The 15,718-nt window shown below is 64.4% G+C and carries 15 protein-coding genes; 5 read left to right on the top strand and 10 right to left on the bottom strand.

Annotated elements, in window-relative coordinates:
• The 9 genes from QZ497_RS18940 to QZ497_RS18980 form a co-directional block, all read right to left on the bottom strand.
• Window positions 1–1,276 (bottom strand): methyl-accepting chemotaxis protein (locus tag QZ497_RS18940; RefSeq protein WP_295477951.1); only part of this gene is annotated, 1,276 nt, incomplete at its 3' end.
• Between the two features lie 173 nt (window positions 1,277–1,449).
• Window positions 1,450–2,223: an IclR family transcriptional regulator gene (locus tag QZ497_RS18945; RefSeq protein WP_295477954.1), complete on the bottom strand. Its 774-nt coding sequence runs from the start codon at window positions 2,221–2,223 to the stop codon at window positions 1,450–1,452.
• Window positions 2,224–2,490: 267 nt separating this feature from the next.
• Window positions 2,491–3,054, bottom strand: coding sequence for a sarcosine oxidase subunit gamma (locus QZ497_RS18950; protein WP_295477957.1), 564 nt, complete (start codon window positions 3,052–3,054; stop codon window positions 2,491–2,493).
• Window positions 3,055–3,056: 2 nt separating this feature from the next.
• Complete coding sequence (locus QZ497_RS18955) at window positions 3,057–5,963, bottom strand: FAD-dependent oxidoreductase (protein WP_295477960.1); 2,907 nt, start codon at window positions 5,961–5,963, stop codon at window positions 3,057–3,059.
• Window positions 5,960–6,262 (bottom strand): sarcosine oxidase subunit delta, encoded by a 303-nt coding sequence (locus QZ497_RS18960; protein ID WP_295477963.1) that lies wholly within the window; start codon window positions 6,260–6,262, stop codon window positions 5,960–5,962. The genes QZ497_RS18955 and QZ497_RS18960 overlap by 4 nt, the downstream gene beginning before the upstream one ends.
• A gap of 13 nt (window positions 6,263–6,275) precedes the next feature.
• Window positions 6,276–7,517 (bottom strand): FAD-dependent oxidoreductase, encoded by a 1,242-nt coding sequence (locus QZ497_RS18965; protein ID WP_295477966.1) that lies wholly within the window; start codon window positions 7,515–7,517, stop codon window positions 6,276–6,278.
• The gene (folD, locus tag QZ497_RS18970) at window positions 7,508–8,401 is read right to left on the bottom strand and encodes a bifunctional methylenetetrahydrofolate dehydrogenase/methenyltetrahydrofolate cyclohydrolase FolD (protein WP_295477969.1); all 894 of its coding nucleotides are present in this window, start codon (window positions 8,399–8,401) and stop codon (window positions 7,508–7,510) included. The genes QZ497_RS18965 and folD overlap by 10 nt, the downstream gene beginning before the upstream one ends.
• Window positions 8,398–9,264 carry a formyltetrahydrofolate deformylase gene (gene purU, locus QZ497_RS18975; protein WP_295477972.1) on the bottom strand — a complete coding sequence of 289 codons (867 nt, stop codon included), beginning with the start codon at window positions 9,262–9,264 and terminating at the stop codon, window positions 8,398–8,400. Before purU ends, folD begins: the two co-directional genes overlap by 4 nt.
• Window positions 9,265–9,606: 342 nt before the next feature.
• Window positions 9,607–10,197 (bottom strand): XRE family transcriptional regulator, encoded by a 591-nt coding sequence (locus QZ497_RS18980; protein WP_295477975.1) that lies wholly within the window; start codon window positions 10,195–10,197, stop codon window positions 9,607–9,609.
• Between the two features lie 276 nt (window positions 10,198–10,473).
• Between QZ497_RS18980 and glnT the strand changes: the two genes are divergently transcribed.
• The 5 genes from glnT (at window position 10,474) to QZ497_RS19005 (ending at window position 15,288) form a co-directional block, all read left to right on the top strand.
• Window positions 10,474–11,808, top strand: a complete 1,335-nt coding sequence (gene glnT / locus QZ497_RS18985; RefSeq protein ID WP_295477978.1) for a type III glutamate--ammonia ligase — start codon at window positions 10,474–10,476, stop codon at window positions 11,806–11,808.
• Window positions 11,809–11,949: 141 nt separating this feature from the next.
• Window positions 11,950–12,855 carry a glutamine amidotransferase family protein gene (locus tag QZ497_RS18990; protein ID WP_295477981.1) on the top strand — a complete coding sequence of 302 codons (906 nt, stop codon included), beginning with the start codon at window positions 11,950–11,952 and terminating at the stop codon, window positions 12,853–12,855.
• A gap of 13 nt (window positions 12,856–12,868) precedes the next feature.
• On the top strand, window positions 12,869–13,552 hold the full coding sequence (locus QZ497_RS18995; RefSeq protein WP_295477984.1) for a protein glxC: 684 nt from the start codon (window positions 12,869–12,871) through the stop codon (window positions 13,550–13,552).
• A 14-nt stretch (window positions 13,553–13,566) separates the two neighbouring features.
• A complete protein-coding gene (locus QZ497_RS19000) occupies window positions 13,567–14,889 on the top strand; it encodes an FMN-binding glutamate synthase family protein (protein WP_295477987.1) in 1,323 nt (440 codons plus the stop codon).
• A 63-nt stretch (window positions 14,890–14,952) separates the two neighbouring features.
• Window positions 14,953–15,288, top strand: a complete 336-nt coding sequence (locus tag QZ497_RS19005; RefSeq protein WP_295477989.1) for a multidrug efflux SMR transporter — start codon at window positions 14,953–14,955, stop codon at window positions 15,286–15,288.
• An 89-nt stretch (window positions 15,289–15,377) separates the two neighbouring features.
• Here QZ497_RS19005 and QZ497_RS19010 read toward each other — a convergent pair whose 3' ends face one another.
• Complete coding sequence (locus QZ497_RS19010; protein ID WP_295477992.1) at window positions 15,378–15,716, bottom strand: P-II family nitrogen regulator; 339 nt, start codon at window positions 15,714–15,716, stop codon at window positions 15,378–15,380.
• Window positions 15,717–15,718 lie beyond the last annotated feature (2 nt).

The raw sequence follows: 15,718 nt of genomic DNA on the forward strand, positions 1-15,718 counted from the left end.
AGGAGCGTGCGACTTCGTTGGCGGTGGCGACCATTTCATGGAAGGCGGTGGACACCATGTCCACGGCTTCGCGCTGGCGGTTGGCGGCATCGGCCATGTCGTTGGAGACCTGGGTGGAGCTGCGCGAAGCCTCCAGGATGCTGCCCGCGGCGCGGCCGATGTGCTGGATCAGACCGCGAATCGCGCCGAGGAACTGGTTGAACCAGCCGGCCAGTTGCGCGGTTTCGTCTTTGCCGCGCACGGCCAGGGTCACGGTCAGGTCGCCTTCGCCCTGGGCGATGCCTTCCAGGCCGCTGGACACGCTGTTGATCGGGCGCACGATGAGGCTGGCGAAGCTGGCACCGGCGATGGCAAAGATCACCGCCAGCACCACGGCGATGATGGCGATCAGCAGGGTCAGGCTGTTGGCCGAGGCCATGACTTCGTCGCGCTTGATCAGGCCAATGAAGGTCCAGCCCAGCTTCTCGGCGGGGTAGACGTTGGCCATGTAACGCTCGCCATTGAGCACGACTTCGGTCATGCCCTTGCCAGCCTTGGCCAGTTCGGCGTAGCCACCGCCCAGGTCACCGAGCTTCTTGAAGTTGTGCTCGGGCATTTGCGGATCGACCAGCACGTTGCCGTTGCTTTCGGCCAGCAGCAGGTAGCCGCTTTCGCCCAGCTTGATCTGCTTGACGATACCGGTGAGCTGCTTGAGCGACACGTCGATGTTGACCACGCCGCCGGGGTTGCCCAGCACGTTGGGAATGGCGCGGATGGTACTCACCAGCACAGCGTCGTCGTTGGCCCAGTAGTAGGCGTCGCTGCGTACGGTCTTGCCGGGGTTGGCCAGTGCAGTCTTGTACCAGGGCCGCACGCGCGGGTCGTAGTTCTTCAGGGTCTTGTCTTCGGGCCACATGGCGTAGCTGCCGTTGGCCAGGCCGTAGGACACGTAGGAATAGGCCGGGTGACTCTTGGCCAGACGAGTAAACAGATCGAACAGCTGCTTGTCGGTTTCCGACAGCGGCGTGCTGAACGGATCGGCGCCGGTGAAGTTCTTCACGTCGTTGCCGGCATTGGCCAGCAGCGGGTTGGCAGCCAGGTATTCGACGTTCTGGCTGATGCCGTCGAAGAACAGCTGCATGGCGTTGTCGACCTGGCGGATCTCTCGGCCGCTGTTGTCGACGAAGCTCTCCAGAGCGTCGGTACGCAAATTGACGATGACGATGGTGGCGACCACCACCACGGGCAGACACGCGATGACCGCGAAGGCCCCGGTGAGCTTCTGTTTGATATTCATGTTGGCTCCTTTGCCATGCGCAGCCTGTGCTGTGCATACCTGATGACTGCGGGTGCACTCCCTGTGTCGGCTTCAGCAAAGCCGCGCAGTCCGGGGCATGCCTGAATATCGTCGGCGCGCAGAGGCGGATCTTGAGGCCCCTTGTCGCGTTCAGGATTTCAGGTCGCAACGAGCTATCTGTGCAATCCCAGGGCCTGACTGATGCGGGCGCTGCAATCGAGCAGCAGCGCGCGAAAACCCTCTTGTGTGCGTGGGCAATCCATGACCGCGTCGGGACCGGACAGGTTGATCGCGGCGCTGACCTGACCGGTATGGTCGTGCACGGCCGCGGCGATGGCGGTGGCGTAATCGGAGCGGTGCAGCACCCAGCCGCGCTGGCGGTCTTCGGCGATCAGCGCTTGCAGTTCCGGCAGGGTACGGGGCGCGGGGGCCGGGTAGTCGTCGAGCCGCGCGTGTTGGTACAGCGCGGCCAGGGCATCGGCGTCCAGACCAGTGAGCAGCATGCGCCCCATGGCGGTGCAGTGGCAGGCGATGCGTGTGCCGATGGGGATGTTCACCGACAGGCGCTGGGCCGCGAAGGCGCGGTACAGGTACAGGCAGTCGGTGTGCTCGCGGATGCTCAGGTGGCACGATAGCGAGGTGCGGTCGCGCAGTTCGTTGAGGTAGGGCATGGCCACGTCGACGATGTCACGGCTGGCCAGGTAGCTGAAACCGTCGTTGATCACCCGCGCGCCCAGCTCGTACTGGCCATTGCGCTTGTTCAGGTAGCCGGTGCTGGTGAGGGTGACCAGGATGCGGTAGATCGCCGAGGTGCTGACCCCCAGCTGCGTGGCGATGTCCTGAATGCCCAGCGAGCGCACCTGAGCGTTGAACAGGCCCAGCACGGCCAGGCCACGGGCCAGGGCGGGGACGATGTAGTCGGTGTCTTTTTCCGTGGTGTCGAGCATGGCCTCTCCAGGTGTATGGCCGGACGGCGGTCGTTGTGGGACAGGACGGGGGCGGCTTTAGCCACAATGCCGTTCAGTTAGTCGTTATGTGATTCGGTAGGAGCGGCTTTAGCCGCGAAAGCGCTAGGAAATTCAGTGCATCTGTTGTGAAGATGCGGTCGCTTCGCGGCTGAAGCCGCTCCTACCCGGTCTAACCGAACCGTATTGGCTTTAGCCGCGAAAAGCTTCCCGGCTGAAGCCGGTCCCACAGGTCGGCCCTTCCGCGCGTCAGTCGAACTCGCTCATCGCATCGAGCACGGCGGCCTTGAAGTAGTCCAGCGAGCAGCGGTCGAACAGCAGCTCGAAGCACGGCGCCAGGTCGCTGCCGGTGTTGATCACGATGACGTTGATGCGCGCCGCCGAGGTCTGCGCCACGGCTCCGGGGCCGAAGGCGCGGGGGTGCAGGTCGACGCCGCAGAGCTTGGCCATCACCTCGCTGATGCGGCGGCCGGACAGCTGCAGCCAGGCGTGGCTGTCCTGGCGCGGCAGCAGGTAGTTGGCCTGGTGGTCCAGCTCCCAGCGCGCTTCTTCGTCGGCGATGCGTTCGCCGCCGTCGAGCGCGCTACCCAGCAGCAGGTACTCGGTCTGCGACAGGCGCGCCACCTGGCAGCCGTCTTGCTGGGGCGTGGCGCGGTTGGGCGCGCCCGGCAGGGTGAAACCGCGGGCCTGCAGGTACTCGGCGCTGTGCGCGCCGCGAAAGCCGGTGCGCGGCAGGTCGGTGAGGTCCTGCAGGGCACAGGCGGTCAGTGAGGTGCTGGCCAGGGTGTTGCTGGCGGTGGCAAGGCTGGACATGGTCAAAGCTCCTGGCGCTGGTTGTCGGGGTCGAAGAACGGCAGGCTCACCACCGTGGCCTGCACCACCTCACCGCCTTCCACGCGGATCGGGATGCGCTGGCCGGGCCGGCTCTGGTCCGGGGCTGCATAGGCCAGGCCGATGATCTGCCCGAGGGTCTCGGAGTACTCGCAAGAGGTGACGTTGCCGCTGATGTCCGCGCCCTTGAGCACCAGGTGACCCTCCAGCGGCTGCGCGCTGCCTTTGGGCAGGCTGAAGCCGACCAGCTTGCGCTTGAGTGGCTGGGCTTCGAGGATGTCCACCGAGCGGCGGCCGACGAAGAACGGTTTGCTGCGGCTGACCGCCCAGCCCATGTCGATCTCTGCCGGGTGGGTCATGCCGTCGGTGTCCTGGCTGATGATCACGTGGCCCTTTTCCAGGCGCAGCAGGCGCTGGGTTTCCACGCCGAACGGCTTGATGTCGTAGTCCTTGCCGGCCTCGATCAGCGCATCCCAAAGCGCCAGGGCATGGCGCGCCGGCACGTGGATCTCGTAGCCCAGCTCGCCGACGAAGCCGACCCGCAGCAGGCGTGCGCGGATGCCGGCCACCGTACCCTGGCGCACCGCCAGGTACGGAAAGGCCTCGGCCGACAGGTCCAGGTCTTGGCAGACCTTCTGCAGGACTTTGCGTGAATCAGGACCGGCCAGGTTCACCGCGCTGATCGCCGCGGTGACGTTGGCGATGTCCACGTCCAGGCGCCATTGCGCATTCCACTTGAGCATCTGCTGGTAGATTCGGTCCACGCCGCTGGTGGTCGCCGTGACGTAGAAGTGGTTGTCGGCGAAACGTGCACACACGCCATCGTCGATCACCACGCCCTGTTCGTTGGTCATCAGCGCATAACGCGAGCGCCCCACCGGCTGCTTGAGAAAGGCGAAGGTGTACATCCTGTTCAGCAGTTCGGCGGCGTCCGGGCCACGCACGTCCAGGCCGCCCAGGGTGGAAACGTCGATGATCCCGACCTTGCTGCGCACGTGGCGCGCTTCGGCCTGCATGCAGGCGTCACGCTGCGCCGCCGTGCCGTAATAGGCCGGGCGCTGCCAGATACCGGCGGGCATCATTTTTGCGCCAGCCTCGACATGCCGCTTGTGCAGCGGGGTCTGGCGGTAGGGGTCGAAGGCGCGGCCCGCGACATGCGCCAGTTTCTCGGCCTCGAACGGTGGGCGGGCGGTGGTCACGCCGGTCTGCCCGACGCTGCGCCCGGTGGCGGCGGCGACCAGGCGGGCGGTGGTCAATGCCGAGTGGCGGCCCTGGGATGGGCCCATGCCCACCGTCGAGTAACGCTTGACCAGTTGCACGTCGCGGTAGCCGATGCGTGTGGCGTTGATGATGTCCTGCACCTGCAGGTCTTCATCGAAGTCGACGAACTCCTTGCCCTTGGGGTGGCTGAAGATCGGCCATGGCACATTCACCGGGGTTTCCGGCGCCAGCACGGCCGGACCTTGCTCGGCCAGCAGGTTCAGGCTGGCGAGGGCGGCGGCGCTGGCGCGGCGGGCATCGGCCAGCACATTGTCGAGGCGGTGGTAACCGTTTACCGAGCCGGCCACCCGCAGGTGGGCGGGCAGGCCGCTGAGGCTGAAGCTGGCGTTGTCATCGTCGTAGTCGAGTTTGCCACCGGCCTGGCACAGCAGCTGGTAGACCGGCATGTAACCGCCCGACATGCACAGCAGGTCGCAGTCCAGGGTCACACCCAGTGGCGCTACTTGGCCCTGGCCGGTGATCTTGCGCAGTTCCACGCCGCTGACATGGCGCATGCCGGGTTCGTGCAGTGCCTCGTAGACGGTGGTACCGGCATGGCAGGCGATGCCGCGTGCGGCCAGGGCACTCAACAGCGCCGAGTCGCCCGGCTGCTCGCGCAGGTCGGCCAGCGCAGCGACCTGGATGCCTTGGTCGTGCAAGTCGAGGGCGGCCAGATAGCCGTCATCGTTACCGGTGAGCACCACGGCGCGCTGGCCGGGCTTGACCGCATAGAGCTTCATCAGGCGCTGGGCGGCGCTGGTCAGCATCACCCCGGGCAGGTCGTTGTTGCGGAACACCACCGGCTGGTCGAAGGCGCCACTGCACACCAGGCACTGCTGGGCGCGCACCTTGTACAGGCGCTTGCCCTGGATCACCGGCAGGTAGTTGTCGGCGAACCAGGCATTGCAGGTGGCCTGGGTCAGCACCTGGATATTGGCGTGGGCCTGCACCGCGCTGACCAGCTCCTGGCGCAACTGTTCGCCACGCACCCCGTCGATATCGAAGCGCGCGTAGGTCAGCGAGCCGCCCAACAGCGGCTGCTGCTCGATCAGCAGCACCCGTGCCCCGGCTTCGGCGGCGGTCAGGGCCGCCTGCAGGCCGGCCGGGCCGGCACCGATCACGGCGACGTCGGTGAACAGGTAGGCCTTGTCGTAGTACTCGGGCTGGAAGGTCAGGTCCAGCACGCCCAGGCCGGCTTTCTTGCGAATCAGCGGCTCCCAGACCTTCCACATGCCCCTGGGCTTGTAGAAGGCGCGGTAATAGAAACCCACCGGCATGAATTTGGAGAATTTGCCCAGCCAGGCGCCGCGGTCGTTGTCCAGCGAGCCGTTGAAATTCTGGCCGCTGACCCGCAGGCCGTTTTCCAGGTTGAAGGTGTCGGCCAGCACATTGGGTTCGCGGGGCAGTTGTACCAGGGTGTTGGCGTCCTGGCCGGCCATGCTCAGCGGGCCGCGCGGGCGGTGGTACTTGAACGAGCGTGACAGCAGGTGGCGACCATTGGCGAGCAGGGCGCTGGCGATGCTGTCGCCCTGCAGACCCTGGTAGGTCTGGCCGTCGAAGCTGAAGGTCAGCGGTTTATCGCGGTCGATCAGCAGGCCCATGGGGGCGGGCAGGCGGTTGGCGCTGTTCATCCGGCGATCTCCTGCGGGGCGGCGCTGAATTCCACGCGCTGATTGAACAGCTCACGCGGGTCGAAGGTGCGGATGATTTCATCGCTGCCGGTGTGGCGCTCGGCGAGGAACCAGTAGCTGGACGGCGTGTGCATCCACCATTCGCGGATCACCCCCAGGGTGTCTTCGCTGTTGAACACGTAGTCGGCCCATTCGGCATCCGAGCAGGTCTGCGGGTCGGGCATGACCTTGAATTCGCCGCCGTAGGTAAACTCGCTGATGTTGCGCGGCCCGTTGAGCGGGCATGTCATGACTTTCATAGTGCTGCCCCTGTCAGTGGCTGGCCGCCGTGGCGCCCATTTCGTTGACTTGCTGGAAGGTCGAGAAGCGTTCCAGGCCGAATGGCCGGATCAGCTCCGGAACCCGACCGCCGCTGGCCACCAGCTCGGCCATGGTCTTGCCGCAGATCGGCGTGGCCTTGAAGCCCCAGGTGCCCCAGCCGGCGTCCAGGTAATAGTTCTTCACCGGCGACAGACCCATGATCGGGCTGTAGTCCGGGGTCATGTCGGTGATTCCTGCCCACTGGCGCATCAACTTGGCGTTGGCCAGGAAGGGGAACATCTCGATGGCGTGGGCCAGCAGGCTCTCTTTCAGGTCCAGCGTGGAGCGCGTGTTGAACAGCGGGTAGGGGTCTGAACCGCCACCGAACACCACCTCGCCACGGCTGGTCTGCTGCACGTAGCAGTGCAGTGCCGAGGAACTCACCAGCGGGTCGAGGAACGGCTTGAACGGCTGGGTAACCATGGCCTGCAGCGGGAAGGTCTGTATCGGCGAGCGGATGCCGGCCTTCTTCATGAGTTGCGAACTCATGCCCGCCACCGCCTGCACCGCGCAGCCGCAGCGCACCGTGCCACGATTGGTCTTCACCGCCGTGATGGCGCCGTTGTCGATCACCAGCTCCTGCACCTCGGTCAACTGGTGGATTTCCACGCCGCGCTTGGCCGCCTGCTTGGCGTAGCCCCAGGCCACGGCGTCGTGCCGCGCGGTGGCGCCGTCGATGTGCCACAGGCCGGCGATCACCGGGAGGTGACCAGGGTCGAGGTTCAGCATCGGCACCAGCTCGCGGATCTGCTGGCGGTCGATCATCTCGGTGCGCCCGCCGAAGTGCTTGTTCACCTCGGCGCGCTGGCGAAAGGCGCGCACCGTGGCGTCGGTGTGCGCCAGGGTCAGCTGGCCGCGGTGCGAATACATAATGTTGAAGTCGAACTCGTTGGACAGCCCCTCGAACATCCGCACCGACTCGGCGTAGAAGCGCACGCCTTCGCTGGTCAGGTAGTTGGAGCGGATCACCGCGGTGTTGCGCGCGGTATTGCCGCCGCCCAGATAGCCTTTTTCCAGCACCGCAATATTGTTGATGCCGTGGTAGCGCGACAGGTAGTAGGCGGTGGCCAGACCGTGGCCGCCGCCGCCGATGATCACCACGTCGTAGGCCGGCTTGAGTTCCCTGGGCGGCGGTAGGTCGACCTCCACCGGGTATTCGGAGCTCAGTCCGTATTTCAAGAGACTTAAAGGCATAGGGACTCCGGCTGGCGGCTGAGGGCGAACTGCCGCTGGGCGGCGAGGACGGTGTTTTTCATCAGGAAGGCAATGGTCATCGGGCCGACGCCGCCGGGCACCGGGGTGATCGCCGAGACCTGGGGCAGGGCACTATCGAAGTCCACATCGCCGACCAGGCGGCTGCGTTCGCCGTCCTGGATGCGGTTGATGCCGACGTCGATAACCACCGCGCCGGGCTTGAGCCAACTGGCGTCGATCATGCGCGGCCGCCCCACGGCGGCGACCACGATATCGGCCAGGCGGCACAGTGCCTGGGCGTCGCGGCTGCGCGAATGCACCACGGTGACCGAGCAGTGAGCCTTGAGCAGCAGCGCCGCCATCGGCTTGCCGACGATGTTCGAGCGGCCGATCACCACTGCATGTTTGCCGCTCAGCTCGCCGAGGGTTTCTTCCAGCAGGTGCAGGCAACCGGCTGGCGTGCAGGGCGTCAGCACCTCACGGCCCTGGCTGAGGCCACCGACGTTGTCGCTGTGGAAACCGTCGACGTCCTTGCGCGGGTCGACGGCCTGCAGGGCGCGGGTTTCGGTGATGTGCGCGGGCAATGGCAACTGCAGCAGGATGCCGTGCACCGAGTCGTCCTGGTTGAGTTCGTCGATCAGCGCCAGCAGCCGTTGTTCGCTGCAATCGGCCGCCAGGCGGTACTCGATGGAGCGAATGCCGCATTGTTCGGCGCGCAGCACCTTGTTGCGCACATACACCTGGCTGGCCGCATCTTCGCCGACCAGAATCACCGCCAGGGCTGGCTGCAAGCCATCGCCCTTGAGGCGCAGCACCTGTTCGCGGACCTGTTGCAGCACGCGTTCGGCAGCGGCCTTGCCATCGATCAGTCGAGTCTGGTTCACCGGAACACCACCGTTCTGTCCGTGTTGAGGAAGACGCGGTGCTCCAGGTGGTACTTGACCGCCTTGGACAGCGCCACGGTTTCGGTATCGCGGCCAATCACCACCAGGTCGTCGGGGCGATAGGCGTGATCGACGCGCTGCACTTCCTGCTCGATGATCGGGCCTTCGTCCAGGTCGCTGGTCACGTAGTGGGCGGTGGCGCCGATCAGCTTGACGCCACGTTCGTAGGCCTGGTGGTAGGGCTTGGCGCCCTTGAAGCCGGGCAGGAACGAGTGATGGATGTTGATCGCCCGGCCCGAGAGTTGCTTGCACAGGTCATCGGAGAGGATCTGCATGTAGCGGGCAAGGACCACCAGCTCGGTACCAGTCTCGTCGACCACCTGCATCAGCGCAGCCTCCTGGGCAGTCTTGTTGTCACGGTTGACCGGCAGGTAGATGAAGCGGATGCCCTCACGCTCGGCCATCGGCCGAAGGTCGAGGTGGTTGGAGACGATGGCGGTGATGGTCATGTCCATCTCGCCCTTGTGGTAGCGGTACAGCAGGTCGGTGAGGCAGTGGTCGAACTTGCTGACCATCAGCAGCACGCGCATCGGCTGACGGGTGTCGTGCAGTTCCCAGTCCATGTCGAAGTCGGTGGCCACATCGGTGAAACCGGCCTTGAGCCGGGCGATGTCCCCGTCATGGCCATCGTTGAAGCGAAACACCGCGCGCATGAAGAAGCGCCCGCTGAACTCATCGTCGAACTGCGCCATTTCGCCGATGTAACAGGCGTTGCCCGCCAGGTAGGAGGTCACCGCCGCGACAATGCCCGAGGTCGCCGGGCAACTGATTTTCAGGATGAAAGGGTTCTTCTCATGCTGCATGGCGTGTCCTCTGGAAGGGGCGACGGCCCGGCGCGGGGCGTTCATTCATGGGCGAAATGGAATTTGACAGATGAATAAAATTTCCTGCAGGGAATTAAATATTCATGAGATCGGTTTTATATGCGAATGCAGCCACGCCGTCCAGATAAATCTGGAAAGTTTTTTTCTTGAAGGGAATTTATTGGCTCCGCAGGGACAGGGAGCGGAAGCCGGCTCAAGTCTGTCGCGGCTCCAGCCACGACGGGGCGCCTGAGCGGCCTCTGGCTTGGCGCTGCAACCGCCAAAGTCATCACGACTGACGCCGCTCCCACCAGGAACGGCTTCAGCCACAAAGAGGTCGTCTCAGTCGCCGTAGTTCATGATCGACAACAGGCGGATCGGCACCTGCACCAATTGCTCAGGCCCGTGCGGCACCTCGCCGTCGAAGGTCAGGCTGTCGCCGGCGCGCATCGGATACAGCTGGTTGCCATGCCGGTAGATCAGCTCACCTTCAAGCAAATGCAGAAACTCCGTACCTGGGTGGGAAAAGGTCGGAAACTCCTCGCTGGCGTCATCCATGCTCACCATGTAGGCCTCGAAGTGCTTTTTCGGCCCACGGGTGTGATTGAGCAGATGATAGGTGTGACCCTTCTCCGTACCCCGACGCACCACTTCCATGCCGTCGCCAGCCTTGACCAGCAGCGCACTGCTGCCTTGCTGGTCGTACTGGCTGAACAGTTTGGACATCGGCATGCCTAGCACGTCGCAGAGGCGGCTGAGGTTGTCCAGGCTGGTGGACACCTGGGCGTTCTCGATCTTGCTGAGCATGCCCTGGCTGATCCCGGCGATGCGCGCCACATCAGCCAGCTTGAGTTCCTGGGCCTGGCGCTGGCGCTTGATCTGGATGCCGATGTACTGCTCCAGCTTGAGCTTGGGCGGTTCTTCGTGATTCATAAATCCTGCACGGTTTCTGTTCAGTAATTTTTATTTCGCACTGAGAATGTGCGTTTTTTGTCGGGCCAGCGATTTTGCCGGTGAAATATTCGCGGGGCGAAAACGAGTTTCCCATATATACAGCGCAAAAAGCCCATTGCGCTGAAATTCCTGGAGCAGTGACAAAACTGGCAAGGACGTTGCATTCCTTTGGGGAAATTAAGTTTCCTGTTCGGAATAACAAGACCGGACAGTGAAGCGTAACCCACCTCGCTTTCGTCCCAGGAGTCCTGTCCCATGTTGCCAACCGAAACACAGCGCCTGATCCAGGAACACGGCATCAAGTACGTACTGGCTCAATTCGTGGACATCCACGGTTCGTCCAAGACCAAGTCGGTACCGGTTAGCGGGCTGGAGATGGTCGCCGAAGAGGGCGCCGGTTTCGCCGGATTCGCCATCTGCGGCATGGGCATGGAGCCCCATGGCCCGGACTTCATGGCTCGCGGCGACCTGGCCTCGTTGATCCCGGTGCCCTGGCAGCCCGGCTATGGCCGCGTGGTGTGCATCGGCCACGTCGATGGCCAGCCTTGGCCCTACGACAGCCGCTATGTGCTGCAGCAACAGGTCGAGCGCCTGGCGCAGCGCGGCTGGACCCTGAATACCGGGCTGGAGCCGGAGTTCAGTCTGTTCAAGCGCGACGGCGCCGGACACCTGCAACTGGTGGACGCCAGCGACAGCCTGGACAAGCCCTGCTACGACTACAAGGGCCTGTCGCGTTCGCGGGAATTCCTCGAACGCCTCACCGAGGCGCTGCAGCCGGTGGGCTTCGACATCTACCAGATCGACCATGAGGATGCCAACGGCCAGTTCGAGATCAACTACACCTACAGCGATGCCATGGAGTCGGCCGACCGCTTCACCTTCTTCCGCATGGCCGCCGGCGAGATCGCCAACGACATGGGCATGATCTGCTCGTTCATGCCCAAGCCCGATCCCAAGCGCGCCGGCAACGGCATGCACTTTCACCTGTCGCTGGCCAGCGCCAGCAACAAGAACCTGTTCCATGACGCCAGCGACCCGAGCGGCATGGGCCTTTCGAAGCTGGCCTATCACTTCGCCGCCGGCCTGCTGGCTCACGGCCCGGCGCTATGCGCTTTCGCCGCGCCCACGGTCAACTCCTACAAGCGCCTGGTGGTGGGCAACTCGCTGTCCGGCGCCACCTGGGCACCGGCGTTCATCGCATTCGGTGCCAACAACCGCTCGGCGATGGTCCGGGTCCCGTACGGGCGCCTGGAGTTCCGCCTGCCGGATGCCGGTTGCAATCCCTACCTGGTCACCGCCGCGATCATCGCCGCCGGCCTGGATGGCATCGACCGCCAGCTTGAAGTCCCCACCGTGTGCAACGAGAACCTCTACAAGCTGAGCCTGGAGGACATCGCCGCGCGTGGCATCAAGACCCTGCCGCAGTCGCTCAAGGAAGCCTGCGACGCACTGGAAGCCGACCCCCTGTTCGCCGAAGTGCTCGGCCCGCAGATCGTCGGCGAATTCATCAAGCTCAAGCGCATGGAGTGGGTGGAGTACAGCCGCCACGTCAGCGACTGGGAGATTCAGCGCTACACCGAATTCTTTTGAGCTGCGCAGCGACAAGTTGCAAGCCACAAGCCGCAGGCAAACGCGGTTTCGTGGCGTTGCAAGGATCGCTTTATCAACCCCGTTCAGCTTGCAGCTTGAAGCTTGCAGCTGATAACTGCCGAACAAAGTGAGGACTGCCTTATGTGTGGAATCGTGGGTCTGTACCTGAAGAACCCGGCGCTGGAGTCGCGGCTCGGTGAGCTGTTCGAGCCGATGCTCGAAGCCATGACCGACCGTGGCCCGGACAGTGCCGGCTTTGCCATCTATGGCGATGAAGTGGCTGACGGCTGGGTCAAGCTGACCCTGCAGGCCACCACCGAGGGCTATGACTTCGCCGCCCTGGTGAGCGCCGTGCAGGAACGGCTCGGCGCCGAACTGGACTGGTTCCAGAACGCCAGTGCCATCGTGCTGAAGATCAAGGCCCCTGAAGCCCAGGTGCGTGCCGCCCTGGCCGAGCTGGCGCCGAGCGTGCGCATCATGAGTGCCGGGCAGAGCATCGAGATTCTCAAGGGCATGGGTCTGCCCAGGGAAATCTCCCAGCGTTTCGGCCTGGCCGGCATGAAGGGCAGCCACATCATCGGCCACACCCGCATGGCCACCGAAAGCGCGGTGACCATGGAGGGCAGCCACCCGTTTTCCACGGGCGCCGACCTGTGCCTGGTGCACAACGGCTCGCTGTCCAACCACTCGCGCCTGCGCCAGAACCTGCGCCGCGAAGGCATCGCCTTCGAGACCGAGAACGACACCGAAGTGGCTGCCGGCTACCTGACCTGGCGCCTGCAGCAGGGCGACAGCCTCAAGCAGGCGCTGGACAAGTCGCTGGAAGACCTCGATGGCTTCTTCACCTTCGCCATCGGCACCCGCAACGGTTTCGCGGTGATCCGCGACCCGATCGCCTGCAAGCCGGCGATCCTCGCCGAAACCGACGACTACGTCGCCATGGCCTCGGAATACCAGGCGCTTTCCAGCCTGCCGGGCATCGAAAACGCCAAGGTCTGGGAACCGGTTCCCGCCACCATGTACATCTGGGAACGCCAGTCGGCCTGAGGAGCACACCTGTATGAAAACCATCGATCTGAGCGTGTCCAGCGTGCGCGAGTTGAACCAGGCTCTGCACGACCAGGCGGGCGTCGTCGAGCAGCGCGAATGGCTGGTCACCCATCCCAACGGCGCGCATAACCTGGCCGTGGGCGTCAACGAAGCGATTTCCATCGATATCCAGGGGCATGCCGGCTACTACTGCGCGGGCATGAACCAGAAGGCCTCGGTCACCGTGCATGGCAACGTCGGCGTCGGCTGTGCCGAGAACATGATGAGCGGTTACGTGCGGGTCAAGGGCAGCGCCTCCCAGGCGGCCGGCGCCACCGCCCACGGCGGGCTGCTGGTCATCGAGGGCGACGCCGGTGCGCGTTGCGGCATCTCCATGAAAGGCGTGGACATCGTGGTCGGCGGCAGCATCGGCCACATGAGCTGCTTCATGGGCCAGGCCGGGCGCCTGGTGGTGTGTGGCGATGCCGGTGATGCGTTGGGCGACTCGCTGTACGAGACGAAGATTTTCGTCAAGGGCAAGGTCGAGTCGCTGGGCTCGGACTGCATCGAGAAAGAGATGCGCCCGGAGCACCTCGAAGAGCTGCAGGCGCTGCTGAACAAGGCCGGCTTCAACGAGAAAGCCAGCGACTTCAAGCGCTATGGCTCGGCCCGCCAGCTGTACAACTTCAAAGTCGACAACGCCAGCGCGTACTGATCAGGAGCCTTACCATGACTGACAAACCCACCCCCGTGCTGCGCGAATCGGCCACCTTCGACCGCCTGACCATCCAGGAAATCCAGCGCGCCGCCGAAACCGGCATCTACGACATCCGTGGCGGCGGCACCAAGCGCAAGCTGCCGCACTTCGATGACCTGTTGCTACTTGGCGCCAGCGTGTCGCGCTACCCGCTGGAGGGCTACCGCGAGAAGTGCGGCACCGATGTGATCCTCGGCAACCGCTTCGCCAAGAAGCCGCTGCACCTGAAGATTCCGGTGACCATCGCCGGCATGAGCTTCGGCGCGCTGTCGGCCAACGCCAAGGAGGCCCTGGGCCGCGGCGCGAGCATCGCCGGCACCAGCACCACCACCGGCGACGGCGGCATGACCCCGGAAGAGCGCGGCCAGTCGCAGCATCTGGTGTACCAGTACCTGCCATCGCGCTACGGCATGAACCCCGATGACCTGCGCAAGGCCGATGCCATCGAGATCGTCCTGGGGCAGGGCGCCAAGCCCGGTGGCGGCGGCATGCTGCTGGGCATGAAGGTCACCGAGCGGGTGGCCGGCATGCGCACCCTGCCGATCGGCGTCGACCAGCGTTCGGCGTGCCGCCATCCGGACTGGACCGGTCCGGATGACCTGGCGATCAAGATCGCTGAACTGCGCGAGATCACCGATTGGGAAAAACCCATCTACGTGAAGATCGGCGCCAGCCGGCCTTACTACGATGTGAAGCTGGCGGTGAAGGCCGGTGCCGACGTGATCGTCCTCGACGGCATGCAGGGCGGCACTGCCGCGACCCAGGAAGTGTTCATCGAGCACGTCGGCATTCCCATCCTGCCGGCGATTCCGCAGGCGGTGCAGGCGCTGCAGGAAATGGGCATGCACCGCAAGGTGCAACTGATCGTCTCCGGCGGCATTCGCAACGGCGCCGACGTGGCCAAGGCCATGGCCCTGGGCGCCGACGCGGTGGCCATCGGCACGGCAGCACTGGTGGCGCTGGGCGACAACCATCCACGCCTGGATGAAGAGTTGAAGAAGATCGGCTCGGCGGCCGGTTTCTACGACGACTGGCAGAACGGCCGTGACCCGGCCGGCATCACCACCCAGGACCCGGAACTGGCCAAGCGCCTGGACCCGGTGGAAGGTGGGCGCCGGTTGGCAAACTATTTGCGTGTACTGGTGCTGGAAGCCCAGACCATGGCTCGCGCCTGCGGCAAGAGCCACCTACACAACCTCGACCCCGAGGACCTGGTGGCGCTGACCGTGGAGTCGGCGGCCATGGCACGGGTGCCGCTGGCGGGTACGAACTGGGTGCCTGGCCAGGGTTACTGATTCAACCCAGTGGCCGGCCTTTCCCCAGGAGAGGCCGGCTTTTGTGCATCTGAAGGAGTTCGAATGACTGCAACCTGGGCCTGGATGGCCTTGCTCGCCGCCGGCATCTGCGAAGTGATGTACGCCTCTGCCATTCCCCGTACGCAAGGCTTCAGCCGCTTTTGGCCCAGCCTGTACTGCATCACCTTCATCGCCTTGAGCATGTACCTGCTGGCGCTTGCCGCACGCCAGTTGCCGATGGGCACGGCCTATGCCGTATGGGTGGGCATCGGTGCGGTCGGTACGGCCATCTACGGGATCTTCTACCTGGACGAGCCGGCCAGCGTGGCGCGCATCGTCTGCCTGATGCTGATCATCTGCGGGGTTGCCGGTTTGAAGATGTTCAGCCCGGTGAATTGACCGGTTGAACGTTATGCGGATCGGTGGGATTTGGTCGTCGTGCAGGGGAGCAGGGAGGTCAGCCGGCCCGGAGGGGCCGGCTGCTTTGATCAGACGGCGTTGTCGTCCAGTTCGCCGGTTCTGATGCGTACGATGCTTTCGACGTTCTGCACGAACACCTTGCCATCGCCGATCTTGCCGGTGTGGCCCGCCTTGAGAATGGCCTCCACGGCCGGCTGGCAGAGGGCGTCGCTTACTACCACTTCGAGCTTGATCTTCGGCAACAGCTGCACCTCGTATTCGGCGCCCCGATAGATTTCCGTGTGGCCTGCCTGGCGTCCGAAGCCTTTGACTTCGGTGGCGGTGACGCCATTGACGCCCACCTCGGTGAGTGCCTCACGTACGGCGTCGAGCAGAAATGGCTTGATAATCGCGGTGATCAACTTCATCG

The sequence above is a fragment of the uncultured Pseudomonas sp. genome, assembly GCF_913777995.1.
Taxonomy (GTDB): domain Bacteria; phylum Pseudomonadota; class Gammaproteobacteria; order Pseudomonadales; family Pseudomonadaceae; genus Aquipseudomonas.